General features: G+C 68.7%; 21 protein-coding genes. 14 read left to right on the forward strand and 7 right to left on the reverse strand.

Going from position 1 to position 26,075, the window contains the following annotated elements:
- The first annotated feature begins 413 nt into the window (after window positions 1–413).
- A complete protein-coding gene (locus tag A6A40_RS08040) occupies window positions 414–632 on the forward strand; it encodes a hypothetical protein (protein ID WP_014248193.1) in 219 nt (72 codons plus the stop codon).
- 93 nt (window positions 633–725) lie between these two features.
- Here A6A40_RS08040 and oxlT read toward each other — a convergent pair whose 3' ends face one another.
- The 3 genes from oxlT to A6A40_RS32390 form a co-directional block, all read right to left on the reverse strand.
- Complete coding sequence (gene oxlT / locus A6A40_RS08045; protein WP_063634939.1) at window positions 726–2,069, reverse strand: oxalate/formate MFS antiporter; 1,344 nt, start codon at window positions 2,067–2,069, stop codon at window positions 726–728.
- 644 nt (window positions 2,070–2,713) lie between these two features.
- The gene (rsmD, locus tag A6A40_RS08050) at window positions 2,714–3,274 is read right to left on the reverse strand and encodes a 16S rRNA (guanine(966)-N(2))-methyltransferase RsmD (RefSeq protein WP_063634940.1); all 561 of its coding nucleotides are present in this window, start codon (window positions 3,272–3,274) and stop codon (window positions 2,714–2,716) included.
- Window positions 3,255–4,643: a pseudouridine synthase gene (locus A6A40_RS32390; RefSeq protein ID WP_063634941.1), complete on the reverse strand. Its 1,389-nt coding sequence runs from the start codon at window positions 4,641–4,643 to the stop codon at window positions 3,255–3,257. The genes rsmD and A6A40_RS32390 overlap by 20 nt, the downstream gene beginning before the upstream one ends.
- Before the next feature lie 135 nt (window positions 4,644–4,778).
- On the opposite strand from A6A40_RS32390, the gene A6A40_RS08060 reads away from it, so the two are divergent.
- Window positions 4,779–5,213, forward strand: a complete 435-nt coding sequence (locus A6A40_RS08060; protein WP_174718518.1) for a nucleoside deaminase — start codon at window positions 4,779–4,781, stop codon at window positions 5,211–5,213.
- A 242-nt stretch (window positions 5,214–5,455) separates the two neighbouring features.
- On the forward strand, window positions 5,456–6,961 hold the full coding sequence (locus A6A40_RS08065) for a methyl-accepting chemotaxis protein (RefSeq protein ID WP_063634943.1): 1,506 nt from the start codon (window positions 5,456–5,458) through the stop codon (window positions 6,959–6,961).
- A 65-nt stretch (window positions 6,962–7,026) separates the two neighbouring features.
- On the opposite strand, the gene purD is transcribed toward A6A40_RS08065, so the two are convergent.
- The gene (purD, locus tag A6A40_RS08070; protein ID WP_063634944.1) at window positions 7,027–8,313 is read right to left on the reverse strand and encodes a phosphoribosylamine--glycine ligase; all 1,287 of its coding nucleotides are present in this window, start codon (window positions 8,311–8,313) and stop codon (window positions 7,027–7,029) included.
- A 73-nt stretch (window positions 8,314–8,386) separates the two neighbouring features.
- On the opposite strand from purD, the gene xseA reads away from it, so the two are divergent.
- The 3 genes from xseA to tcuB all read left to right on the forward strand — a co-directional run bounded on the left by xseA (window position 8,387) and on the right by tcuB (window position 12,673).
- Window positions 8,387–10,015 (forward strand): exodeoxyribonuclease VII large subunit, encoded by a 1,629-nt coding sequence (gene xseA / locus A6A40_RS08075; RefSeq protein WP_063634945.1) that lies wholly within the window; start codon window positions 8,387–8,389, stop codon window positions 10,013–10,015.
- Window positions 10,016–10,152: 137 nt separating this feature from the next.
- Window positions 10,153–11,541, forward strand: a complete 1,389-nt coding sequence (gene tcuA, locus A6A40_RS08080; RefSeq protein ID WP_063634946.1) for an FAD-dependent tricarballylate dehydrogenase TcuA — start codon at window positions 10,153–10,155, stop codon at window positions 11,539–11,541.
- Window positions 11,528–12,673 carry a tricarballylate utilization 4Fe-4S protein TcuB gene (tcuB, locus tag A6A40_RS08085; protein ID WP_063634947.1) on the forward strand — a complete coding sequence of 382 codons (1,146 nt, stop codon included), beginning with the start codon at window positions 11,528–11,530 and terminating at the stop codon, window positions 12,671–12,673. Before tcuA ends, tcuB begins: the two co-directional genes overlap by 14 nt.
- Before the next feature lie 29 nt (window positions 12,674–12,702).
- Here the strand turns inward: tcuB and pyrC are convergent, their stop codons facing one another.
- Window positions 12,703–13,758, reverse strand: coding sequence for a dihydroorotase (gene pyrC / locus A6A40_RS08090; RefSeq protein ID WP_063634948.1), 1,056 nt, complete (start codon window positions 13,756–13,758; stop codon window positions 12,703–12,705).
- A 171-nt stretch (window positions 13,759–13,929) separates the two neighbouring features.
- The gene (locus A6A40_RS08095) at window positions 13,930–14,508 is read right to left on the reverse strand and encodes a hypothetical protein (RefSeq protein ID WP_063634949.1); all 579 of its coding nucleotides are present in this window, start codon (window positions 14,506–14,508) and stop codon (window positions 13,930–13,932) included.
- A 207-nt stretch (window positions 14,509–14,715) separates the two neighbouring features.
- On the opposite strand from A6A40_RS08095, the gene hisS reads away from it, so the two are divergent.
- From hisS to A6A40_RS08125, 6 genes are all read left to right on the forward strand, one after another.
- Window positions 14,716–16,065 carry a histidine--tRNA ligase gene (hisS, locus tag A6A40_RS08100; RefSeq protein WP_063634950.1) on the forward strand — a complete coding sequence of 450 codons (1,350 nt, stop codon included), beginning with the start codon at window positions 14,716–14,718 and terminating at the stop codon, window positions 16,063–16,065.
- 98 nt (window positions 16,066–16,163) lie between these two features.
- Entirely contained in the window at window positions 16,164–19,208 is a 3,045-nt protein-coding gene (locus A6A40_RS08105; RefSeq protein WP_063634951.1) for a transglycosylase domain-containing protein, read from the forward strand.
- A gap of 271 nt (window positions 19,209–19,479) precedes the next feature.
- Window positions 19,480–20,073: a 50S ribosomal protein L25/general stress protein Ctc gene (locus A6A40_RS08110; RefSeq protein WP_063634952.1), complete on the forward strand. Its 594-nt coding sequence runs from the start codon at window positions 19,480–19,482 to the stop codon at window positions 20,071–20,073.
- Between the two features lie 91 nt (window positions 20,074–20,164).
- Window positions 20,165–20,737 (forward strand): aminoacyl-tRNA hydrolase, encoded by a 573-nt coding sequence (gene pth / locus A6A40_RS08115; protein WP_014248211.1) that lies wholly within the window; start codon window positions 20,165–20,167, stop codon window positions 20,735–20,737.
- Window positions 20,738–20,841: 104 nt separating this feature from the next.
- Entirely contained in the window at window positions 20,842–21,942 is a 1,101-nt protein-coding gene (ychF, locus tag A6A40_RS08120) for a redox-regulated ATPase YchF (protein ID WP_063634953.1), read from the forward strand.
- 391 nt (window positions 21,943–22,333) lie between these two features.
- A complete protein-coding gene (locus tag A6A40_RS08125; RefSeq protein ID WP_236783608.1) occupies window positions 22,334–23,206 on the forward strand; it encodes an EAL domain-containing protein in 873 nt (290 codons plus the stop codon).
- On the opposite strand, the gene A6A40_RS08130 is transcribed toward A6A40_RS08125, so the two are convergent.
- Window positions 23,157–23,627 carry an NUDIX hydrolase gene (locus A6A40_RS08130; RefSeq protein WP_063634955.1) on the reverse strand — a complete coding sequence of 157 codons (471 nt, stop codon included), beginning with the start codon at window positions 23,625–23,627 and terminating at the stop codon, window positions 23,157–23,159. The two genes, A6A40_RS08125 and A6A40_RS08130, sit on opposite strands and share 50 nt — an antisense overlap.
- A 113-nt stretch (window positions 23,628–23,740) precedes the next feature.
- Between A6A40_RS08130 and A6A40_RS08135 the strand changes: the two genes are divergently transcribed.
- Together A6A40_RS08135 and A6A40_RS08140 are read left to right on the forward strand one after the other, a co-directional pair.
- On the forward strand, window positions 23,741–24,682 hold the full coding sequence (locus A6A40_RS08135) for a LysR family transcriptional regulator (RefSeq protein WP_063634956.1): 942 nt from the start codon (window positions 23,741–23,743) through the stop codon (window positions 24,680–24,682).
- Window positions 24,683–24,820: 138 nt separating this feature from the next.
- On the forward strand, window positions 24,821–26,071 hold the full coding sequence (locus A6A40_RS08140; RefSeq protein ID WP_063634957.1) for an MFS transporter: 1,251 nt from the start codon (window positions 24,821–24,823) through the stop codon (window positions 26,069–26,071).
- Window positions 26,072–26,075 lie beyond the last annotated feature (4 nt).

Consider the following 26,075-nt stretch of genomic DNA (forward strand, 5'->3'; position numbering starts at 1 on the left):
GGTCGGCGGCGACAGAGCGCAGATCGCGGCATTCTTGCACCGAAGGTTCCGGATCATCGCCGTCCGGTCCCCCGTCCAGCCGGTGGCGATCGCCGTCCCGATGCCGGACCGACAGGCGGGCAATAACGGCAAGTCCACTTTGGTTGCGGGTCAATGTTGCTGAAGGGGCTGACCGTTTGTGGCGGCAGCACTGCGGCAAAGTTGCAGGTCAGGCACCCGGTATCTGGCATGCAAAACTTTTTGCGAAGGTATGCCAGTTTCCTTATGTTGCATTACAGCATGGCCCGGCCTTGCCCGCCGGAACCAAGCGTCCGGCAGCGATGCTTTTCGGCCTCATGCACTGTTGTCCCTTGTCGATACCCCCTTCCCTTGGCCCTCCCTTGGCCTCTCGCTGACGATAAGGATGCCCCACCATGATCGAGACCCAGGCCCTTCTGTTCCTCGCGCTGACCGGCATGATCGGCCACGCCGTCTACATGGCCAGCGGCCGGGGCGGCTTCACCGTGATCGAGCCGGAGAAGGAGGAGACGGAGGAGGAGACCATCCTGTTCACCTCCGACCGGTTCCAGCAGACGCCGCAGAAGAAGCCCGGGACCGAAAAGGGCGAGGATCGTCCCTTCTGGCTGGAATGACGGACGGACCGGGATCGCTTGTCGCGTCCCCGGCCCGTCGCCTGTCTTGTCTCCTAAGTCGACCCCTCAGGCCGATCCCTTACGCTTGTGCTTTCAGCCGTTGGCGGTACCCGTTGCCGCTCCGACCGGGACGGCGCGGGCGATGTCGCCCTGCTCTTCACGGCGGGCCAGCTCCTCGTTGCGGGCGTGGTGGCGGGCCAGCATCGGCTTGAGGACCAGCAGCGCACAGGCCGCGGCGGTCAGGTCCATGGTGGCGGTGACGTACAGCACGGTGGCCCAGGTGCCGGTGGCTTCCATCAGCAGGTTGCCCAGCGGGACCAGCAGGGCGGCGACGCCCTTGGCGCAGTACAGGACGCCGTAGATCTTGCCGGCATGCTTGGTGCCGAAGGTGTCGGCCGAGGTGGCGCTGAACAGGCTGTACACTTCACCCCAGGCCAGGAAGACCATGCCGCTGAGGATCAGGAACATCATCGGGTCGTGGCCGAACTTGCTGAGCATGATGATGCCCAGGCCTTCCAGGGTGAAGGCGACGAACATGGTCGCCTCACGGCCGATGTGATCGGAGATGAAGCCAAACAGCGGACGGGAGATGCCGTTCATCACGCGGTCCAGCATCAGGGCGAAGGGCAGAGCCGCCATGGTGATGCCCAGGACGCTGACCGGCGCTTCCTTCACGCCCAGATCGTGGGCGATGACGCCCAGCTGCGCCACGGCCATCAGGCCGCCGGTGACGGTGCCGATGAACATCGCCCACATCACCCAGAACACCGGGGTGCGGATGGCTTCGCCCAGCGTGTAGTCGCGACGGGTCTGTGCGACCTTGGTGGAAGCCTTGACGTGCTCCTTCTGCGGCATGCGCAGGAAGAAGGCGGCAGCGATGATGATCGCACCCTGCAGCAGGCCGAACCAGAAGAAGGTCGCCTGATAGCCGCTGCTGTGGATCATCGCGGAAATCGGCAGGATGGTGAGGGCCGAGCCGGCGCCATAGCCGCCCGCCGTCAGGCCGACCGCCAGACCGCGCTTTTCCGGGAACCACTTCAGCGCGTTGTTGACGCAGGTGGCATAGACGCAGCCGACGCCGATGCCGCCGATGGCCGAGCCGACATACAGCATGCTGAGCGAACCGGCATAGCTGTCGATGACCCAGGACAGGCCGGTGAAGAAGCCGCCGGCGCCGACGATCACGCGGGGGCCGTACTTGTCGATGAAGTATCCCTCGATCGGCGTCAGCCAGGTCTGCACGACGACGAAGATGGTGAAGGCGGTCTGGATCGAAGCGCGCGTCCAGCCGTGCGTCGCCTGGATTTCCGGAACGAACAGCGTCCAGGCATACTGGATGTTGGCCGCAGCCACCATGCAGACGATGCCGACGACGATCTGCATCCAGCGGACCGCATCGGACACCGGCGCCTGAGCCGCCGCCGGTTGTGAATTCATATGAGCCATCGTGCCTCCCAATGATCTTGCCTGAGCCGGTGGCGCGGCCCCTCTCCCGGGGACCGGCGCACCAATCACGATTGCGGAATGACCCGGACGGACCGCTCTTGCTGACGGTTCCATTCCGGAACTCGGCGCGGATGCCGACAATCGCTCGGAGTTCGATTGTCCCGGTTTTGGAATGCCAGATATGAAATCTGGTATGCCAAAACCGGGGACAAAAAGACCCGGACGGACGGTCCGACGCCGTATGCACACCTACTGACCAAGTAAAACTTACGTCTCGTGCCGCTTCGAATGCCCGGTCCACATCGGTTCTTGTGTCCGATCACTCGGTGCGACGCACATCCTGTAAAAAGAAGCCGTGCCGGTACCTGCACGGCCCCCTCGAACGAGGGTGTGCAGTCTTAGGAGATAGATAGATGCCGCCGTTTCCATAGAGGAACCGCATCGGCGACACATAATCTTTTGCTCGGATTGTTTTGGAACTCAACAGTCCATTCGGGCTTTCCGTATGATGGAAAAACACCGGAGAGCGCCTTGGGACAGGCAGGGCTCATCCTCACCCGGCCGGTGGGCGGGAGCACGGAAAATGAAACTCGGGCCGGGAGGAACGGAATTGGACGGACTGCGCGGCCGGCGGATCAGGCCGGGTGGCGGACCGTCAGGAAGGCGACGCGGGTGTCGCCATAGCGGCGCTCATCGACGGCGGCGAAGCCGTCGGGCAAAGGCAGGGGATCGCGGTCGGCGACCTCGACCACGGCGAGAGCGCCGTCGGCAAGCCAGCCGGCCTTCAGCAACCCGTCCAGCGCCCGCGGCGCCAGATCCTGGCCATAGGGGGGATCGAGAAAGGCCAAGGCGCAGGCCCGCGGGGCAGGCGGCGGCTTGGTGGCATCGGCGCGCAGGATCCGCGCATTGCCGGCTTCGCCCAGGGCATCGACATTGGCGCGCACCGCGTCCAGCGCCGGCCGGCCCATGTCGAGGAAACCGCACCAGGCGGCACCGCGCGACAGGGCTTCCAACCCGAGCGCGCCGGTTCCGCAAAAGGCATCGACGACCGCGGCGCCCTCGAACGCGGGCGCCCAGTCGGCATGGACCAGGATGTTGAAGATGGCTTGCCGGGTGCGGTCGGTGGTGGGGCGGGTGTCGCGCCCGCCCGGCGCCACCAGACTGCGGCCGCGGTGCTTACCGCCGACGATCCGCACGCGGGCGCTCCGTCCGTCCGCCGGCACCGCCGCCCGACCTGTCGCCACCGGCCTTCGGCCCGCCCTTCGGCGCCGGACCGGCGCCCTTCGGGCCCGCGGACCTGGAGACCGCCGATTTCGGGCCGGCAAACTTGGCGTCCCTCGGCTTATCGTCCCTCGGCTTGGCATCCCGGGACCTTGCGCCCTCGGAACGGGCGGCCTCGGAACGCGGGCCGTCCGACTTCGCGGCAGCCGCCTTGAAGCCGCCGGGCTTCGCCCCCCGCGGACCGGCAGCGCCGGCCGGCTTGGCGGCATCGCGGCCTTCGGGCTTGCCGGGCCGACCGGATTTGGCCGCCGCTCCGCCGAGCGACAGCGTGCCGCGCGACGCGGTTCCACGCCGGGCGGGTTTGGTCTCTTCAACACGGGCGGCTTCGGCCTCATGCCGCTTGGTGGCGGAGCGCGGCGCGCGCTTAGGAGCGGCCTTGGCGTCGGCCTTCGCCGCCACGGTCTTCCCTGGCGCGGTCTTTCCCGGCGCGGACTTGGCGGGGGCAGACTTCACCGCCGCGTCGGCTCTCGCCTTGGCGCGCTGCTTGGTGCCGGACTCGGCGGGCTCCGCCCCTTCGGGGGTGCCGAAGAAGGGAGCGATCTGTTCGCGGACGACGCGCTTCGGCACTTCCTCGACGGCCCCCTCCTCCAGCTTGCCGAGCTGGAAGGGACCGTAGGCGACGCGGATCAGCCGGTTCACCTGGAGCCCCAGCGACTCCATCACCTTGCGGATCTCGCGGTTCTTGCCTTCCTTCAGGCTGACGGTCAGCCAGGCGTTGCGGCCCTGGATGCGGTCGAGCACGGCCTCGATCGGACCATACTTCACGCCCTCGATGGTCGGGCCCTTCTCCAGCGCCGCCAGCTGCTTCTCATCCACCTCTCCGAACACGCGCACGCGGTAGCGGCGGGTCCAGCCGGTGGCCGGCAGTTCCAGGAAACGGGCCAGCTCGCCGTCGTTGGTGAGCAGAAGCAGGCCTTCGGTCGTCAGGTCGAGGCGGCCGATGGAGACCACGCGCGGCAGGTCGGCCGGCAGCCGGTCGAAGACGGTCTCGCGCCCCTTCTCGTCGCGGGCGGTGGTGACCAGCCCCGACGGCTTGTGGTAGCGCCACAGACGGGCGGGTTCCGGCTCCGGAATGACCTTGCCGTCGACCTGCACGATATCGCCGGAGCGAACCACGCAGGCGGGGCTGTCGAGCACGCGGCTGTTGACCGCGACGCGGCCCTCGGCGATCCAGCGTTCGGCGTCGCGGCGCGAGCAGAGGCCGGCGCGCGCCAGTCGCTTGGCGATGCGTTCACCGCCATTGGAGGCGGAATCGGATTTCTTGGCAGTATCGGAGCGGTCCATGGCCGGACCATAGGGCCTGGACGCGCCGCCCGCAACACGAGTCCGGCCCAGGATCGCCGGAATCCGGTTGACGGGCCCGGCGGGCGGTTGGCACCCTCCCCGCACATGCCGCCGCCTCCCTATACTCCTTCCTACATGGACCTCGCCTTCACCGCGGCCGAGGCAGCCGCCGCGCGCGGCGAGGTGCCGGTCGGCGCCGTCGTCGTCGATCCCGCGACGGGTGCCGTCCTTGCCACCGCCGGCAACCGGACGGAGGAGCTGTGCGATCCGTCGGCCCATGCCGAGCTGCTGGCGATTCGTGCGGCCTGCATGCAGCGCGGCCAGCCCCGCCTGCCCGGCTGCGACCTGTATGTGACGCTGGAGCCCTGCGCGCTCTGCGCCGCCGCGATCAGCTTCGCCCGCATCCGGCGGGTCTATTACGGCGCCTACGATCCCAAGGGCGGCGCGGTGGACCATGGCCCGCGCTTCTTCACTCAGCCCACCTGCCATCACGCGCCGGACGTCTACAGCGGCATCGGCGAGACACGGGCGGGGGCGCTGCTGCGGGACTTCTTCAGGCAGCGGCGGTAACTCCCCGGCCGGACGCGGGCTCCGTTTGCAGTGCAATATTACGCCCAATGGGGCGCAATAAAATTAATATCGGTCATTCCGAAAACAATCACCACTTCTGTACCGGAGGAATAAAAGAAAAACCAGCCCATGCATACAACCGCGGAAAATTCATAGGTGAAGACGATATACTCTGTTAAGTGTTTGTTTAGCGAATTGGTGCGCATGATATGCTGACCGGTTGTAGCCATCAGGAGTTATGAATGTTCTCGTTCCGCAAGCCGCAGGACAATCAAGCGGCCGAAGAGTTGGCCCTGCTGGGCCGCCATGCGGGAGTCGGGCTGTGGGACGCGGTCATCCACAACGGCGATCCCATGCATGCGCAAAGCAATTGGCATTGGTCGCCGGAGTTCCGCCGCCTCATGGGCTTCGACCGCGACGACAAGGCGGGCTTCCCCGACAAGGTCGGTTCCTGGGCGGACCGGCTGCATCCGGACGACGCCAAGCCGACCTTCGACGCCTTCATGGGCTGCCTGAACGACCGCAGCGGACGCACCGGCTATGACGTGAACTACCGGCTGAAGGTGAAGGACGGCAGCTACCGCTGGTTCCGCGCCATCGGCGGCGTCGCCCGCGACAGCAGCGGCCTGGCTCTGCGCGCCTGCGGCTCGCTGATCGACATCGACGCCGAACGGCGGGAACTGGAGCGGGCCAAGCTGCTCGACCGCCACGCCGGCGTCGGGCTGTGGGACGCGGTCTTCCACAATGGCGACCCGATGCATGCGCAGAGCCGCTGGCACTGGTCGCCGGAGTTCCGCCGCCTCGTCGGCTTCGACCGTGACGACAAGGCGGGTTTCCCCGACAAGGTCGGCTCCTGGGCCGACCGGCTGCATCCGGACGACGCGAAGCGCACCTTCGACGCCTTCATGGCCTGCCTGAACGACCGCAGCGGCCGCACCGGCTACGATGTCGATTACCGCCTGAAGCTGCGGGACGGCAGCTACCGCTGGTTCCGCGCCATCGGCGGCGTCGCCCGCGACGGCAGCGGTCTTGCCCTGCGCGCCTGCGGCTCGCTGATCGACATCGACGCCCAGAAGGTCGCCGAATTGCGGCAGGCCGAGATGGACAGCGAGCGCCGCCGCAGCGTCACCACCCTCGCCGAGACGCTGGACAGCGAGGTCGGCACCGCCGCCGACCGTGCCACCGCCAACGCCCAGACCGTCGCCGCCGCGACGGAGGAGCTGTCGGCCTCGATCTCCGACATCAGCACCCGCGCCAACGAGGCCTCCGGCGCCTCGCTCAAGGCATCGGAGGAGGCGAGCCGCACCAATGCCGCGGTGGAGGCGCTCGTCACTTCGGCCGAGCGCATCGGCGCGATCACCAAGCTGATCAACTCCATCGCCTCGCAGACCAACCTGCTGGCGCTGAACGCGACCATCGAGGCCGCCCGCGCCGGCGAGGCGGGACGCGGCTTCGCCGTGGTGGCGAACGAGGTGAAGTCGCTGGCCCAGCAGAGCGGCAGCGCCGCCGACGACATCGCGGCACAGATCGCCTCGGTCCAGCAGGAGGCCCTGCATGCGGTGGACGCCATCCGCCGGATCGGCGCCATCGTCACCGACGTCCAGCAGATCTCTACCACCATCGCCGCCGCCGTGTCGCAGCAGGAGTCGGCGACCAGGGAGATCGCCCACAGCGTCACCCGCGTGGTGCGCGACATCGAAGTGGTGTCGCAGAACATCGCCACCGCGTCGGAACGTCTGCGGGCGTGATGCGGAAATGAAAAAGGGGCGCAGCGATGCGCCCCCATTTCATTTCCGTCAAAGCGGAAGAGACCTTACCGACCCACCGCCCGCCAGCCGATGTCGCGGCGGCAGAAGCCGTCCGGCCAGTCCAGCGCGTCGACCGCCTTGTAGGCCGCCGCCTGCGCCTCGGCCACCGTCGGCGCCAGTGCGGTGACGCCCAGCACGCGGCCGCCGACCGACAGCACGCGGCCATCCTCGGCGCGCCTGGTGCCGGCATGGAAGACGGTCACGCCGTCCACCGCCCCGGCCTTGTCCAGCCCACGGATTTCCGTGTTCTTGGCGTAGTCGCCCGGATAGCCGTTGGCCGCCATCACCACGCACAGCGCGGTCCGGTCGTGCCAGCGCAGGTCGATGCTGTCCAGCACCCCGTCGGCCGCCGCCACCAGCGCCGCCAGCGCGTCGGACTTCAGCCGCATCATCAGCGTCTGGCATTCCGGGTCGCCGAAGCGGACGTTGAACTCCAGCGTCTTCGGCACCGGGCCGTCCGGCGTCTGCATGATCATCAGGCCGGCGAACAGCACGCCCTTGAAGGGCTTGCCTTCCGTCGCCATGCCCTTGACCGTCGGCAGGATGATCTCGCGCATCACGCGGTCCTGCAGGTCGGGCGTCAGCACCGGGGCCGGGGAATAGGCGCCCATGCCGCCGGTGTTGGGGCCGGTGTCGCCGTCGCCGACCGCCTTGTGGTCCTGGGCCGAGGCCAGCGGCAGCGCGTTCTCGCCGTCGCACAGCGCGAAGAAGCTGACCTCCTCGCCGTCCAGGAACTCCTCGACCACCACCTCGGCACCGGCGGCGCCGAAACGGCCGCCGACCAGCGCGTCGTCGATGGCCTCGAAGGCTTCCTGCTCGGTGCGGGCGACGGTCACGCCCTTGCCGGCGGCCAGACCGTCGGCCTTCACCACGATGGGGGCGCCATGCTTGCGGACATAGGCCTTGGCGGCCTCTGGATCCTTGAAGCGCTCGTAGAAGGCGGTGGGAACCCCGTATTTCGCCAGGATGTCCTTCATGAAGCCCTTGGAGCCCTCAAGCTCCGCCGCCGCCGCACTCGGCCCGAAGGCCTTGACGCCCAGTGCGGTCAGCCGGTCGACCAGACCCAGCACCAGCGGGCCTTCCGGACCGACGACGACGAAGTCGATGGCGTTGTCCTGGACGAAGCGCACCAGCGCATCCACGTCCTCCGACCCGATGGGCACCAGCGTTGCGACATCGGCGATGCCGGCATTGCCCGGCGCGCAGTAGAGCGCGTCGCACAGCGGCGAGTTGGAAATGGCCCAGCAGAGCGCGTGCTCACGACCGCCCGATCCGACGACGAGGACTTTCATGGGGTGGCGCTCCTTCCGCCTTGTTGCGAACTGCGCGCCTTGTATCATGGCGGCGCCCCAACTCAAGAGCGCCATGACCTCCGACACCGACTCCCTGCCCCTGATCGCCCCGGAACCGCGCCCCGGCTCCAACCTGCCGGAATTCACCGTCGGCGACCTCGCACGCCGGCTGAAGCGCAGCATCGAGGAGGAATTCGGCTTCGTCCGCGTCCGCGGCGAGATCAGCCAGCCGAAGAAGCACAGCTCCGGCCACTGCTACCTGCGTCTCAAGGACGACACCGCGGTGATCGAGGCGGTGTGCTGGCGCGGCACCATGGCGAAGCTGGCGGTGCGGCCGGAGGAAGGGCTTGAGGTCATCGTCACCGGGCGGATGACGACCTATCCCGGCCGCTCGCAATATCAGCTGATCATCGAATCGATGGAGTTGGCCGGCGAAGGCGCGCTGCTGAAGATGCTGGAGGAGCGCAAGCGCCGGCTGGCGGCGGAGGGGCTGTTCGACCCCGCCCGCAAGACGCGCATCCCCTTCCTGCCCGACGTGATCGGCGTCGTCACCTCCCCCACCGGCGCGGTCATCCGCGACATCCTGCACCGGCTGAACGACCGTTTCCCCCGCCATGTGCTGCTGTGGCCGGTCGCCGTCCAGGGCGAGCGCGCGGCGGCCGAGGTGACGGCGGCGATCGAGGGCTTCAACCGCATCCAGCCCGGCGGTCCGGTGCCGCGACCCGACCTGATCATCGTGGCGCGCGGCGGCGGCTCGCTGGAAGACCTGATGGCCTTCAACGAGGAAAATGTCGTCCGCGCCGCGGCGGCCAGCACCATCCCGCTGATCTCCGCCGTCGGGCACGAGACCGACACCACCCTGATCGACTTCGCGTCCGACCTGCGCGCCCCCACCCCGACCGCCGCGGCGGAGATGGCGGTGCCGGTGCGCGGCGAGTTGCTGGCCCAGATCCTGGACGACGAGCGCCGGTTGCTGGCCTGCGCGTCACGCGCGGTGGAGGACCGCCGCAACCGGGTGGAGGGGCTGGCCCGCGGCCTGGGCGACCCCCGCGCCCTGCTGGAGGGTCATGCCCAGCGGCTGGACGACCGGGCCGAACGCCTGAACCTCGCCGCCGCCGCACTGCTGGAGCGCCGCGGCACCCGCGTCGGCGAACTGGCCGCCAAGCTGCGCCACCCGCGCGAGAAGCTGGCCCAGGCCGGGCAAAAGCTGGCGTCGGAAAGCCGCGCGCTCGATTCGGCGCTGCGCCATGCCGTGACCACCGCCGCCGGCCGCTTCGACCGGGTCGCCGGCCGGCTGTCGCTGACCCCGGCGCGGGTGAAGCAGGAAGAGGGCGCCCGCCGGCTCGCCGACCTGACGCCGCGTCTCGACCGCAGCTATGCCAAGGGGGTCGCCGACAAGGCGGCCAAACTGGCGTCGCTGGGGCAATTGCTGGAGAGCTACAGCTACAAGGGCGTGCTGGCCCGCGGCTTCGCCCTGGTCGAGGACCGCGACGGCCGCCCCGTCACCCGCGCCGATCAGGCGACGCCGGGTCTGCCGGTCAACATCGTCTTCGCCGATGATGCCAAAGTTGCAGCAACCATCGACCGCAGCGCGCCCAAGGCGGAGACGGAGCCGGAGGTCAAAGCTGAGCCCAAGCCCGAGCCGAAGCCGGAGAAGAAGGCCAAGCCGCGGGTGGCGCCGGTGCAGGGCACGCTGTTCTGACGGCGTAGCCCTGCCGGCCGCTGCCATCTGTCGCAGGCGGCGCCCCTTCCCAGGCAGCAGCCGCCGGGACTAAAGCCATCGGCTTCACAGGCCCGCACCGCTATGCGCGTTGCGGGCCGTCCTCCGATGGCCGATTCATGACCTCTGCTCCGCGCGACTGCGACGTCCTGGTGGTCGGGGGCGGGAACGCAGGGCTCTGCGCCGCCATTTCCGCCCGCCGCTCCGGTGCCGCCGTCACTCTGCTGGAAAGCGCGCCCAAGGCGTTGCGCGGCGGCAACGCCCGCCATTCCCGCAATTTCCGCGTCATGCATGACCGGCCGACGCCCTGGCTGCAGGGCCGTTACCCCGCGCAGGACTACTGGGCCGACCTGGAAGCGGTGACGGACGGTGCGGCCGACGAGAGGCTGGCGCGCCTGCTGATCGCCGAGTCCGCCGGCATCCTCGGCTGGATGGGCGAAAACGGCGTGCGCTTCCAGAGCGGTGCCGACGACGTTCTGCCCTATTCCCGCAAGACCGCCTTCTTCCTCGGCGGCGGCAAGGCGCTGGTGAATGCGCTCTACGCCACCGCCGAAGGGTTGGGCATCGCCATCCACTATGACAGCGAGGCCTGTGCGCTTCATTTGACGGGCGGGCTGCCCTCCGCCACCGTGCGCCATCCCATGGCCATGCGGGTGATGCGGGCCGGCGCGGTCGTCGTCGCCTCCGGCGGATTCCAGGCCGACCGCGATTGGCTGCGCGACCAGTGGGGCGAGGCGGCCGACCGCTTCGTGATCCGCGGCACGCCCCATGCGACCGGCACCATGCTTCGGGCGCTGCTGGAGGAGGGGGCGCAGCCGGTGGGTGTCGCCGGCCATTGCCACATGGTCGCGGTGGACAGCCGCTCCCCCGGCTTCGATGCCGGCATCGTCACCCGGCTGGACGGGATCGCCCACGGCATCGTGGTGGACCGCGACGGCCGGCGCTTCGCCGACGAGGGGTCCCACACCGGGCCGACACGCTTCTCGGTGTGGGGGGAGCGCCTGGCGCGCTGTCCGGGCGCAGTCGCCTTCTCGATCTTCGACGCGGCCATCGAGACGCGCTTCCGCCCGTCCATCTTCCCGGCGATCCGCGCGGACGGCATCGGCGAATTGGCGGCGATGCTGGGCATCGATCCGGCGGCGCTGGAAACCACAGTGGCCGGCTTCAACGCCGCCATCGGCGGCGACGGCTCCGCCTTGGGCGGCGACGGCTCCGCCATGGGCATCCAGCCACCGAAGACGCGGCTGGCCGCGCCGATCCTGGTTCCGCCCTTCGGTGCCTATCCGATGCGGGCCGGCATCACCTCCACCTGCCTCGGCTTGCGGGTCGACGAACAGGCGCGGGTCCTGCGGGAGGACGGACAGGCCATCGACGGCGTCTTCGCGGCGGGGGTGATCATGGCGCCCAACATCCTCGGCTCCGGCTATCTGGCGGGGAGCGCCATGTCCATCGGGGCGGTGTTCGGGCGCATCGCCGGGCGGGAGGCCGCGGCCCATGCCCTGCACTGACGACAGCCCGGACCGGATCGCGGCAGAGGCGCGGCGGGCGCTGGAGATCTGCAACGCCTGCCAATACTGCAACGGCTATTGCGCGGTGTTCCGGGCGCTGAAGCCGCGGCGGCAGGTGGGGACGGCCGACCTGCTTTTCCTGGCAAATCTCTGCCACAATTGCCGGTCCTGCTATCACGCCTGCCAATACGCCCCGCCGCACGCCTTCGCCGTCAACCTGCCGAAAAGCCTCAGTCTGGTCAGGCAGAACTCCTACCGCGACCATACCTGGCCGCCCTTCCTGCGGGGACGGCTGCGCTATACCGGCAAGCCGGTGATCCTTGCCGCCCTGTTCGCGGTGGTAGCCCTGGCGCTGGCCGCGGCCTCGACGGTTCCCCCGGAGGCTCTGCTCGGACGGCACTCCGGCCCCGGTGCCTTCTACCGGGTGGTACCGTGGGAGATCATGGCCGGGTTGGCGGGAGGCGTCCTGCTGTGGTCGCTGCTGGCCATCGGCTTCAGCGTCGCCGATTTCTGGCGCAGCATGGGTCCGGCCCCCTCGGGCGTGCCGCTGCTGCCGGTGTTGCGGGAGACGCTGCGCGACGTCGTCACCCTGCGCAATCTGGGCGGCGGCGGGGCCGGCTGCTTCTTGCGGGATGGCGGCAGGGACGGCGGTCTGTCCCAGGCGCGGCGGCGCTGCCACCATGCGCTGTTCTACGGCGTGGCGCTCTGCTTCGCCGCCACCGGCGTCGCCACGCTGTACGATCATCTGCTGGGCTGGCAGGCGCCCTATCCGCTCGTCAGCCTGCCGGTCCTGCTGGGCAGCCTGGGCGGCGCCGGAATGCTGGCCGGCACGGCCGGGCTCGCCCTGCTGAAGCGCCGCGCCGATCCCGCACCGGTGGCCGAGAGCGTGACCGGCGCAGATTACGCGCTGTTGCTGCTGCTGTTCCTGACGGCGGTCAGCGGCTTCGCCCTGCTGGCCTTACGCGGGACGGCGGCGATGGGGCCGATGCTGCTGATCCATCTCGGCATCGTGCTCGGCCTGTTCGCGACGCTGCCCTATGGCAAGTTCCTGCATGCGCCGTTCCGCGTCGCCGCCCTGCTGCGGGCGGCGATGGAGCGGCAGGCAGAGGCCCGCAACCGGCCACCGGCCTGAAGGACGGGCCGGACGGGCCGCGCCCTGCCTCAGACCGGACCGGCAAAGCGCCAGCGCAGGGTCTCGCCGCTGCGGAAGGGCAGCACGGCGTCGCCTTCGCTGACCAGGATCAGGTCGGGAGCCACCGTCGGGCGGCGCTCCAACGCCACCTGCTCCTCGCTGACCGGCATGCCATAGAAGCGCGGGCCGTTGAGGCTGGCGAAGGCCTCCAGCTTGTCGAGCGCCCCGGCCTCCTCGAAGGCCTCGGCATAGAGTTCCAGCGCATTGGCGGCGGTGAAGCAGCCGGCGCAGCCGCAGGCCGATTCCTTGGCGGTGACGGTGTGCGGCGCGGTGTCGGTGCCGAGGAAGAACGGCCCTTCCCCGCTGGTCGCCGCCTCGACCAGAGCCAGCCGGTGCGTCTCGCGCTTGGCGATCGGCAGGCAGTAGAGGTGCGGACGGATGCCGCCCTGGAAGATGTGGCTGCGGTTGATCAGCAGATGATGCGCGGTGATGGTGGCGCCGATGCGACCGCTGGCGGCGTGGGCGCGCACGAACTGCACGGCGTCGGAGGTCGTCACATGCTCCAGCACGACGCGCAGGGTCGGGTGGCGTTCCAGCAGCGGGGCCAGGATGGTGTCGATGAACACCGCCTCGCGGTCGAAGATGTCGACCGACTGGTCGGTCACCTCGCCATGGATCAGCAGCGGCATGCCGATCTCCGCCATGCGCTCCAGCACCGGGGCGATGCGGGCGATGTCGGTGACGCCATGGGCGCTGTTGGTGGTGGCGTTGGCCGGATAGAGCTTGGCGGCGGCGAACACCCCGTCCTCGAAGCCCTGCGCCAGATCGGCGGCGTCGGTGCCGTCGGTCAGATAGGCCACCATGAGGGGGGTGAAGGCGACGCCGTCCGGCAAGGCCGCCAGGATGCGCTCGCGATAGGCCACCGCATCGGCGGAGGTCGCAACCGGCGGCTTCAGGTTCGGCATCACGATGGCGCGGCCGAACTGACGGGCGGTGAAGGGCAGGACCGCCTTCAGCATGGCGCCGTCGCGCAGATGGACATGCCAGTCGTCGGGACGGCGGATGACAATTCGGTCGTACGGCATGGATCGGGTCCCGGCGCTGCTGTCGGATGGGGCGGTTGGCCTGGACGACGTTCTATCGCCATCGCCGCGGCATCTCAACAGAGGCGGTCCCCGGAAGAGGGGCGCGGATCGCGAGCGGCGCCCCACCCGCCGGCCGGCGTTGGCGGGTGGGGTTGGCCGTTCCGGTGAGCCTTACTGGATGGTGGTCGAGGTCTTCACCCCCAGGATGCCGTCGATCTTGGCGGCCTGCTCCGCCGTCACCGGCTTGCCGCCGATGCTGGCGAGCTGCTGCCGGGCCTCGGCCACGGCCTTGTCGCGGGCGGCGCCGTCCTTCAGCGCATGGGCGGCCAGCATCTGCTCGTGATACTTGCCGAGCTGGGCGGACAGCTGGTCGGACGGCTTGGCGCCCAGTTCCTTGGCGACCGCCTCGGCCTGGGTCTTGGTCACTTCGGCCTTCGGGGTGGCCGCGACCTGCTCATGCTTGCTCTTGCCGGCATCCGCCTTGGTGGCGTCCGCCTTCGGCGCCTCGATCTTGGTGGCTTCGGTCTTGGTGGCCTCGCTCTTGGTGACGGCCTTCTGCTCGGCCTTCAAAGCCGGGGCGGGGGTCGTCGTCGTGGAGTCGGTCGTCGCGGCGGGGGCCGGCGTGGCCGGAACGGCCGGCGCGACCGTTGCCGCACCCGCGCTCAGCACGGGGGCCGTCGCCATCAGGGCGACGAACGCAAAGGTCGAAACGGACGAGCGGATACGCGACCCAAAGACGGTGCCGGACATTTGGTTTCTCCATTTCGGTGAGCGATCCTCGTTGCGGGATCGTGCTTAGATGAACGCGGCCCCGCTGCCGTTCATTCCACGCCCTTCCAAAAAATCTTCGTGCCTCACGAAAAATTTTCCCCCCGCGTTTTTGGGCGCAGGTGACGGGACCGGCGAAAGGGTCTAGAAAACGCACGCTTTTCCTATTCCAAGCGCGGACCCTCTCCGATGAGCCTGATCACGCCCCGCACCCCGCCCGGAACGATGGAGCTGCTGCCGCGCCAGCAGGTGGCCTTCCAGCGCATGCTGGACACCATCCGCCGCGGTTACGAGCGGTTCGGCTTCGTCCCCGTCGAAACCCCGGTGTTCGAGACGGTCGACACGCTGCTGACCAAGTCGGGCGGCGAGACGGAGAAGCAGGTCTATTTCGTCCAGTCCACCGGCGCCATCCAGCAGGGCAACAAGCCGGAGCTGGCGCTGCGCTTCGACCTGACGGTGCCGCTCGCCCGCTATGTGGCGGAGCATGAGCGCGACCTCGCCTTCCCCTTCCGCCGCTACCAGATCCAGCGGGTCTATCGCGGCGAGCGGGCGCAGCGCGGGCGCTTCCGCGAATTCTACCAGTGCGACATCGACGTGATCGGCAAGGACAGCCTGTCCGCCCATTACGACGCCGAGATCCCGGCGGTCATCCACCATGTCTTCACCGAGCTGAATTTCGGCGGCTTCACCATCAATGTGAACAACCGCAAGATCCTGCTGGGCCTGCTCGACGGGCTGGGCGTCGCCGACGCCGACACCCGCGTGCTGGTGCTGCGCGAGATCGACAAGCTGGACAAGATCGGCCAGGACAAGGTGCGCGCCAGCCTGCTCGGCCTCGGCGTGACCGAGCATGCCGCCGACACCATCCTGTCGCTGATCGCCATGAAGGGCACCAATGCCGAAACGCTGGCGGCGCTCGGCGCGCTCGACATCGAGAATGCCATCTTCCGCGAGGGCGTCGGCGAACTGACCACCGTCATCGAGGGGCTGAACGCCTTCCAGGTGCCGGAGGGGACGGTGCGCATCAACCTCGCCATCGCGCGGGGCCTCGATTACTACACCGGCACCGTCTACGAGACCTTCCTGAACGACCATCCCGGCATCGGCTCGGTCTGCTCGGGCGGGCGCTACGAGAATCTCGCCAGCCACTACACCAAGTCGAAGCTGCCGGGCGTCGGCATCTCCATCGGCGCCACCCGCCTGTTCTACCAGCTGATGGAAGCCGGCCTGATCAAGGACGCCGCCCCCACCGCCCAGCTGCTGGTGACGCAGATGGACCCGGCCCTGTCCGCCGATTACTTCCGCATGGCGAGCGAGCTGCGCGCCGCCGGCATCAACACGGAAATCCAGCTGGACGGCGGCAAGATCGCCAAGCAGATGAAATACGCCGACCGCGCCGGCATCCCCGTCGTCCTGCTGATGGGCTCCGACGAGAAGGCCCGCGGCACCGCGACCCTGAAGCATCTGGTCAAGGGCGAGCAGGTCGAGGTCCCGCTGGCGGAACTGGCCGCGCGCGCGAAGGCACTGCTGGAGGGGTGAGGACGGTCCGTCCTTAAACCCCCCGTTAACCATGACTCCCCTACCGTTCCGGCCGACACCGATCATGTGGGTCGGGCGGCAGGGGACACGCATCCGGTATGGCTAAGGCGTGGGTGCAGGCGGGGCGCTGGCTGCGGCGCGCGGTGATCGGGGTCGCCTTGACGACCACCGTCGCCGCCGCCGGCTATGCCGGCTGGCGCGAGATGGAAACGTCGCGGCTCCAGGCGCGGCTGCTGTCCGGCGTCGCCCAGTCGATGACCGTGTCCTTGCGCGAAGGCCCCAACCCGGCGGCGCGCTATCCCGCCCACGGCCCCTATAACGAGCGCCTCGGCTACACCGCCCTGCCCGGCCAGCTCGACCTGCTGACCCGCGACCTCTATGCGGTCGAACAGCAGGCGGTGCTGTCCCCGGCGCTCGACCGTTTCATGGCCGGCGGCGGCTTTCCGATCTACCGGGAAAAGACCCAGGCCGGCCTGACCCTGCTCGACCGCAACGGCGTGCCGATGTACGCCGCGCGCTATCCCGAACGGGTGTTCGACGGCTTCGACGACGTGCCGAAGCTGGTCGCCGACACCCTGCTGTTCATCGAGAACCGCGAATTGCTGAACGCGGACGAGCCGCGCCGCAACCCGGCGGTGGAGTGGGACCGTTTCGGCGCGGCGGTGGCGATGCTGCCCCTGCAGGTGATCCGGCCGGGCCAGCGCTCCCCCGGCGGCTCGACGCTCGCCACCCAGATCGAGAAATACCGGCATTCGCCGGACGGCCAGACCACCGGCGGCGTGGAGAAGCTGCGCCAGATGATGTCGGCCAGCATCCGCGCCTACCGCGACGGCGAGGACACCACCGAGGCGCGCCGGCGCGTGCTGGTCGATTACCTGAACTCCACCCCGCTGACCGCCAGGGCCGGCTTCGGCGAGGTGAACGGGCTGGGCGACGGGCTGTGGGCCTGGTTCGGCACCGACCTGTCGATCGCCAAGCGCGTGCTGGCCGAACCCGCTGCCGAACCGCGCGCCCTGCGGCTGAAGGCGCTGGCCTACAAGCAGGTGCTGGCGCTGCTGCTGGCCCAGCGGCGGCCGTCCTATTACCTGATCCAGGACCGCGCGGCGCTCGACCGGCTGGCCGATGCCCATCTGCGGGCGCTGGCCCAGGCCGGCGTCATCGACCCGGCGCTGCGCGACTCCGCGCTTGCCATCCGGCTGGCCTTCCGCGAGGAGGCGCCGTCGCCCCCCGCCACCTCCTTCATCGAACAGAAGGCGACCAACGCCGTCCGCGCCCGGCTGCTCGGCATGCTGGGGGTGCCCAGCCTCTACCAGCTCGACCGGCTCGACCTGACCGCGCAATCGACCCTGGATGCGGAAACCCAGGCCCGCGTGGTCGAGGTGCTGGGCAAGCTGAACGATCCCGACTCCGCCCGCAAGCTGGGGCTGACCGGCGAACGGCTGCTCGACGCCCGCAACAACGACCTGTCGAAGCTGGTCTATTCGATCACCCTGTACGAGCGCGGGCCGGAGGCCAATTACCTCCGCGTCCAGGCCGACAATCTCGACCAGCCGCTGGACATCAACGAAGGCGCCAAGCTCGATCTCGGCTCCACCGCCAAGCTGCGCACGCTGGTGACATATCTGCAGATCGTGGTGGAGCTGCACAGCCGCTACGCCCATCTGCCGAAGGATTTCCTCGCCGATGTCGAGGACGAGGCGTCGGACAACCTGACGCGCTGGGCGGCCTCCTGGCTGACGACCGCGCCCGACCGCCGGCTGCCGGCCATGCTGGATGCGGCGATGGAACGGCGCTATTCCGCCAGTCCGGGCGAGGTGTTCTTCACCGGCGGCGGCCAGCACAGCTTCGTGAACTTCAACAAGGACGACAACGGCCGCATCATGACCTTGCAGGAAGCGCTGCGCAGCAGCGTCAACCTGCCCTTCATCCGGCTGATGCGCGACATCGTCCAGTTCTACATGGACGAGGGGGCCGACGATGGCGCCGATATCCTGCGCACCCCCGATCACCCCGCCCGTCAGGCCTATCTGGCCCGCTTCGCCGACCGCGAGGGCTCGGACTTCCTCAACCGCTTCTACAACGACTACCGCAGGCGGACCCCGGACGAGGCGCTGGCCCGGCTGGCGGCGCGGTCGCGCCCGGTGCCCTACCGGCTGGCGGTGGTCTTCCGCACCGTGCGGCCCAAGGCCGGGCTCGCCGAGTTTTCCGCCTTCCTGCGCGCCCGGCTGCCGGGAAGCACGCTGTCCGACGGCGAGCTTTCGGCGCTCTACGCCAAATACGGGCCGGACCGCTTCCCGCTGAACGACCTCGGCTATCTCGCCCGCGTCCATCCGCTGGAACTGTGGCTGGTCGCGCATCTCCAGAACAATCCGAACGCCACCAGGGCCGAGATTCTGGCCGCCAGCGCCGACGAACGCCAGGAAAGCTACCGCTGGCTGTTCAAGAAGGGCATGGCCGCCCAGAACACCCGCATCCGCATCGGGCTGGAGGAGGAGGCGTTCAAGCGCATCACCGCCCAATGGCGCAGCGTCGGCTACCCCTTCGACACGCTGGTGCCGTCGCTGGCGACCTCCATCGGCAGCTCCGCAGACCGTCCGGCGGCGCTGGCCGAGCTGATGGGGCTGATCCTGAACGACGGGGTGCGCCAGCCGACCGTGCGGATCCGCTCGCTGCATTTCGCCGCCGGCACGCCCTATGAGACGAAGCTGGGGCTGGGGCCGCTGAAGGGCGAGCGCGTGCTGCATCCGGAGGTCTGCGCAACCTTGCGCCGTGCCCTGATGGACGTGGCGCAGAACGGCACCGCCAAGCGGGTGTGGGGCTCCTTCAAGGATCCGTCGGGGGCCGTGATCCCGATGGGCGGCAAGACCGGCACCGGCGACCACCGGCTCGACCGGTGGGGGCCGGGCGGCGTGCTGCTGGAATCGAAGGCGGTCGCCCGCACCGCCACCTTCGTCTTCTACATTGGCGACCGCTTCTTCGGCACCATGACCGCCTTCGTCCAGGGGCCGGAGGCCGACGACTACCGCTTCACCAGCGCCTTGCCGGCCCAGTTGCTGAAGAGCCTCGCTCCCGCGCTCCAGCCGCTGATCGACCAGAACGCCACCCGCACCGCCGACACGCGGACGGCCCCGGCCGGCCTGTGAGGTGTGGCGCCTTTCGCCGACGGGCCTTCTGCCGCTCCCGTCGCCCATGCTAGGATGGGCTGGCCCGGTCCGCCCCTTGGACGGCGGCGGGACGTGGAACATTGGACAGGGTCGCGAAACCTGTTTCATGATGTTCCAAACGTTCCATCCGCCGCGGTTTCCGGCGAAATTCCGCCGCGCCCCTTGACGCGCCCCCCCGATTGCCGTATGCACGCCGCGCACGCGTCGGCACCCCTGGAGGCCGGCGCCCTTTTCGTTTTGGAGCATCGTCATGACCAAGATCATTCCGCTCGGCGCTGAGACGCGCGAACGGGCCGGCAAGGGGACCGCCCGCCAGACCCGCCGTGACGGCCGTATTCCGGCCGTCATCTACGGTGGTAAGCAGGCTCCCCTGACCATTTCGCTCGAGAAGTTCGAGTTCACCCGCGTCCTGCATCAGCCGGGCTTCTTCACGCACCTGTTCGACGTCACCGTCGACGGCACCGCCCATCGCGTCCTGCCGCGCGACGTGCAGTTCCACCCGGTGACCGACGTCCCGCTGCATGTCGACTTCCTGCGCGTTTCGTCCGACACCCGCATCAACGTGCAGGTTCCGGTCGAGTTCGCCGACCAGGACAAGTCGGCCGGCCTGAAGCGCGGCGGTGTGCTGAACATCGTCCGTCACGAGCTGGAGCTGAGCTGCCCGGCCGACAACATCCCCGAGCACATCACCATCTCGTGCGAGGGCTTCGACGTCGGCGACTCGATCCACATCTCCTCGGTCAAGCTGCCGGAGGGTGTGACCTCGACGATCACCGACCGCGATTTCACCATCGCGACCATCGTTGCCCCGTCGGGCCTGAAGTCGGAAGAAGCCGCTTCCTGATCCGAAGCGCTCATCCGCCAGGGATGGTTACAGTGGGGGGCTTCGGCCCCCCGCTTCGTTTTGTGGAGTTGCCTTTCAAAGGGTGAGGGACATGCTGCTTCTGGTCGGACTGGGCAACCCCGGCAACGAGTATGCCCGCAACCGCCACAACATCGGCTTCATGGCGGTGGAAACCATCGCCCAACGCCATCGCTTCACCCCATGGAAGAAGCGCTTCCAGGGCCAGACCGCCGAGGGCACCGTCGCCGGCGACAAGGTTCTGGCGCTGGAACCCGCCACCTTCATGAACCTGTCCGGCCAGTCGGTGGTGGCGGCCCTGCAGTTCTACAAGCTGAAGCCCGAGAATGTCGTCGTCATCCATGACGAGCTGGACCTGCCGCCCGGCAAGATCCGGGTGAAGAAGGGCGGCGGCCACGGCGGCCACAACGGCCTGCGCTCCATCGACGCCCATATCGGCAAGGACTACTGGCGCATCCGGCTGGGCATCGGCCATCCCGGCAACAAGGATCTGGTCAGCGGCTATGTCCTGCACGACTTCGCCAAGGCCGACCAGGGCTGGATCGACCCGCTGCTCGACGCCGTCTCCGACAACCTGCCCCTGATGGTGGAAGGCCAGCCGGAGCTGTTCATGAACAAGGTGACGGTGGCGACGCAGGCGCGATAAGCCGCGGCCTGCCCGTCCCCTCTCCCACTTCGCGTTTGCGCTTTGCCCCCCTTCGTAGGATAAAGCGCAACAATTCCAGCATTTCCGACGGCGAGCACCCACCCATGGGCTTCAATTGCGGCATCGTCGGCCTGCCGAACGTCGGCAAGTCGACCCTTTTCAACGCGCTGACCGCCACCCAGGCGGCGGAGGCGGCGAATTTTCCCTTCTGCACCAAGGAGCCGAACGTCGGCCGCGTCAGCGTGCCCGACCCGCGGCAGGACAAGCTGGCGGAAATCGCCAAGTCGCAGAAGGTCATCCCGACCCAGTTGGAGTTCGTGGACATCGCCGGCCTGATCCGCGGCGCGTCGAAGGGTGAAGGGCTGGGCAACCAGTTCCTCGCCAACATCCGCGAGGTGGACGCCATCGTCCATGTGCTGCGCTGCTTCGAGGACGACGACATCACCCATGTCGAGGGCAATGTCGATCCGCTGCGCGACGCAGAGGTGGTCGAGACCGAGCTGATGCTCGCCGACATGGAAAGCCTGGAACGTCAGCTGACCAGCCTTCAGAAGAAGGCCAAGGGCGGCGACAAGGACAGCAAGATCAAGGCCGACCTGATGGAGCGCGCCCTGAAGGTGCTGCAGGACGGCAAGCCGGCCCGCGTGGTCGAGGTTTCCGAGGAAGAGAAGCCGGTGTTCAAGCAGTTCATGCTGCTGACCTCCAAGCCGGTGCTCTATGTCTGCAACGTCGAGGAGGCGTCGGCCGCCACCGGCAACAGCTTCTCGGCCAAGGTCGCCGAGAAGGCCAAGGCCGAGAATGCCGAGGTCGTCGTCATCTCCGCCGCCATCGAGTCCGAAGTCGCCCAGCTCACCGACCCGGCCGAGAAGGCGGAGTTCCTGGAATCGATGGGGCTGGAGGAAACCGGCCTGAACAAGCTGATCCGCGCCGGCTTCAAGCTGCTGGACCTGATCACCTTCTTCACCGTCGGCCCCAAGGAGACGCGGGCCTGGACCGTGCGCCGCCACGCCAAGGCCCCGGAAGCGGCGGGCGTCATCCATACCGATTTCGAACGCGGCTTCATCCGCGCCGAAACCATCGACTATACCAGCTACGTCACGCTTGGTGGCGAGCAGGGGGCGAAGGACGCCGGCAAGATGCGCCAGGAAGGCAAGGAATATGTCGTCCAGGACGGCGACATCTTCCACTTCCGCTTCAACGTCTGACCTGTAAAGCCCCCGCAAGAGAAGCGGGGGCTTTTTTTGTGACCGTGAACGCCTGATAGCGCCCGGCACCCGGACATCCTGCACGACCTGCGCCGCATCGACGCCCATCTGGTCGCCGCCGCCTACCCGGTGCTCGATCAATCGGGCGAGTTGCTGCCCAGCCGGCTCAAGCATGGGGCAGCCCATGGGTGACAATCCTGCCCAAAGACGGGGTGCGGCGAGGCCCGCGCTTCGCCCTTTTCTTGTCACCAACCCAGCAACGTTAACTCTTTCGTAACCATATAAAATTCGCCAAGCTCTTTCGCGACATGGTTAACAAATCATTGCCGTGGTTGTTATGCCAGGGAGAGCCGGGCAGCGGCCGGCGATGGTTGGCGGAATGGAGCGGACGGTGGCGAACACGCACGCGACGTCGAACGGGTCCGACACACCGGGGACAACCGACGCCGGATTCGTCGAACGGGTCCGCGACGCCATCGACCGGAAGGAGCTGTCGCTGGTCTTCCAACCGCAGGCCGACGTCTTCACCAACCGCCTGACCGGGTTCGAGGCGCTGTCGCGCTGGCGCCTGTCGGATGGAACCATGCTGCCCCCCGACGTCTTCGTGCCGATGGCCGAACAGGGGGAGGCGATCCACCTGCTGGGCGAATGGACGCTGCATGCCGCCTGCGCGGCAGCAGCCGGCTGGCTGCGCGCCGGCATCGTCGATGTTCCGGTATCGGTGAACCTGTCGGCCCGTCAGCTCGACGATCCCGGACTGGTGCTGAAGCTGCTGGGGATCCTGGCCGAAACCGGCCTGCCCGCCGCCAATCTCAAGCTGGAGCTGACAGAAACCGCGATGTTCAGCCAGAGCGCGGACGCGCGGGAGGCTCTGCTCCAGTTGCGCGGCGCCGGGATCCGGATGGTGCTGGACGATTTCGGCACCGGCTGGTCGTCGCTGGCCACCCTGCGCCGGGTACCGGTGGAGGCGCTGAAGATCGACAAGCAGTTCGTCCAGGCGATGGTTGACGACCGCGACGCCGCCGCCATCGTGCAGGCCGTGGTGGCGCTTGCCCACGCCCTCGACCTCGGCGTGGTGGCGGAAGGGGTGGAGACGGCCGAACAGCGCCTGTATCTCCAGGCCTACCGCTGCGACACGCTGCAGGGCTACTGGCTGTCGCGCCCGCTGACCGCCGACGGAGTGGCAGAGTTCCTGGCCGAGCGCAGCGTCATCGTCAGCTTGAAGCCGGGCGGGCCTTCCGCTGCTCCGCAGACATCAGGATGACCCGCCGGGTCTCGTCCCACTCCGTCAGTTCGCCGGCCTCGTCTGCGGTGGCCCAGCAGGCTTCCAGCGCATCGTCGGCGCAGATCGGATCGCCCTCCGCACTGTCCGCCGCCACCTCCACCAGCGTGTAGTGGTAATGGACGCGGCCCTCGGCATCCGGGGTGATGGCGTCCACCACGGTGACGATGCCGGTCGGCACCACCTCAAGCCCGGCTTCCTCCCGCACCTCGCGGATCGCCGTCTCGAACACGGTCTCGCCCACCGACTGCGCCCCGCCCGGCAGGCTCCATTGCCCCAGCCGCGGCGCCTTGCCCCGCCGGATCAGCAGGACCCTGTCCCCGCGCCAGACGACGACCCCCACCCCCACCCAGGGACGGTCGGGATATTCGCGGCTGGAACGGTCGGGCGGAACAGTGGTCATGATCGACTCCCCATCGATGGCTTGACCCGACGGTAACGCGATCCGACACTGGCACACCAGACGCGAAGATGCATCGCCGCGTTCTGTCGGCCCCCGGACCTCAAGGCCTCGCCATGAAGCTCAACGAAATCCGCACCTTCATCGCCGTGGCCGATGCGCAGTCGGTGCAGGAGGCCGGCAACCGGCTGGGGCTGACGCAGTCGGCGGTCTCGCGGCTGATCCAGCGGCTGGAGGCGGAACTGGGCGTCGTGCTGTTCGACCGGCAGACCAAGCCGCTGGCGCTGACCCGCGACGGGGAGCTGGCGCTTGCCCATGCGCGGCGCATCCTGGCAGCGGCCAGCGACTTCGCCGACGCTTTCGCCGGGTCCGCCGAACCGCGCGGGCTGCTGCGGCTGGGCGTGGCGCATGTGCTGACCGCGCTTGCCGCCGGACGGCCGCTGGACGATCTGCGCGCCGGCTTTCCGGGCCTGACGCTGCGGCTGCATTCCGACTGGAGCAACCCGCTGATCGAACAGGTCCGCGCCGGCACGCTCGATGGCGGGCTGATCCTGATGTGCGAGGAGCAGACGCCGCCCGACGACCTGCCCGCCCGCCGGATCGGGACCGAGGATGTCAGCATCGTCGCCTCCCCCGACCGGTCGGCCGGCGCCGATCTGGCCTCGATGAACGAGCATGGTTGGGTGCTGCAGCCCAACGGCTGCCGGTATCGCGAGGCGCTCCACCAGGCGCTGGCCCCGCTCGGGCTGCAGCCGAACGTGACGGTGGAGGCCTACGACCAGAGCCTGCTGGTGTCGCTGGTCGCGCGCGGAGTCGGGTTCGGGCTGGCACCGATGGGTCTGATCGCGCCGATCCCCGGTGCCGCCCTGGTGCGGCCGGTCGATCTGCCCGGCTTCCGGATGTCGGTGACCATCTGGCTGATCCAATCGCGGACGACCGGACGCATCGCCCCGGTGTTCGACCGGCTGGAGGAGGCGCTGCGACGCGAGTTGGCCGCCGGCCAGACGGTGAACCAGGCGATGGAACGGATCGCCTTCCTGCATTCCGCTGCGGAATGACCCGGTTACCGATTATGAATTTGCCGAACTGTTGATGCCTGCCTATCGTCGGAGGCGACACAACGCCACGATGCGCATTGCCCTTCCGCGCTGCTGTGCCGGATAGGCACGCATCGGCACCCGACCCCGGAGGACGCCTTGACCACCGCCCCGCCCGCACCGGCGCCCTCCTGGAGGACGCCAGCCCTCGTCATCGTCTGCGGCTGCCTGATCTCGATGCTGGCCTTCGGGCCGCGGTCGAGCATGGGCCTGTTCATCGGCCCGCTTTCGGAAACCCGCGGCTGGGGCCGCGATGTCTTCGCGCTGGCGATGGCGATCCAGAACATCCTGTGGGGGGCCGGCGGCCCCTTCGCCGGGGCGCTGACCGACCGCTTCGGCCCGGCCCCGGTGCTGGCCGGCGGCGGCCTGCTCTATGCCGCCGGGCTGGCGCTGATGCCCTATGCGACGACCAGCGTCGAGCTGTACCTGACGGCCGGCGTGCTGATCGGGCTTGGGCTGTCCGGCGCCTCCTTCGGCATCATCATCGCCGGCTTCACCCGGCTGCTTCCGCCGGAACAGCGCAGCTGGTCGGTCGGCATCGCCACGGCGGCCGGGTCGATGGGCCAGTTCCTGTTCGCGCCGATGGGTCAGGCCTTCATCGCCGGGTTCGGCTGGCAGACCGCCCTGCTCCTGCTGGCCGCGTCGATGATCGCGGTGCCGCTGCTGGCCGGCGTCTTCCCCGGACCGAAGGGCATGACGGCGAGCGGCACCCCGGCGGTGACAGGCGCCAACATCGGCTACATCGCTGCGGTGCGGCAGGCCTTCCAGCACCGCAGCTATGTGCTGCTGGTCGCCGGCTTCTTCGTCTGCGGCTTCCAGCTGGCCTTCATCACAACCCATCTGCCGCCCTACCTGACCGAGGCCGGCATCAGCGCGTCGCTCGCCGCCTGGGCGCTGGCGCTGATCGGACTGTTCAACGTCATCGGCTCCTATGCGTCCGGCGTGCTGGCCGGCAAGGTCAGCAAGCGCTACCTGCTGTGCGCCAACTATTTCTCGCGCGGCGTCGCCACGGCGATCTTCATCCTGCTGCCGATCTCGTCGGTGACGGTGATCGTCTACGCCGCGGTGATGGGCCTGCTGTGGCTGTCCACCGTGCCGCCGACCTCCGGCCTCGTTGCGTTGATGTTCGGCACCCGCTACATGGGCACGCTCTACGGCTTCGCCTTCTTCAGCCATCAGGTCGGCGGCTTCCTGGGCGTCTGGCTGGGCGGCGTTCTCTATGAGCGTACGGGCTCCTACGACGTCGTCTGGTGGCTGGGTGTGGCGCTGGCCATGTTCGCGACCATCGTCCACTGGCCGATCTCCGAGAAGCCCGCCCCGTCGCTGGCGGCGGCCGAGGCGAAGGCGTAAAGTA

Source organism: Azospirillum humicireducens (genome assembly GCF_001639105.2).
GTDB classification, from domain to species: Bacteria; Pseudomonadota; Alphaproteobacteria; order Azospirillales; family Azospirillaceae; genus Azospirillum; species Azospirillum humicireducens.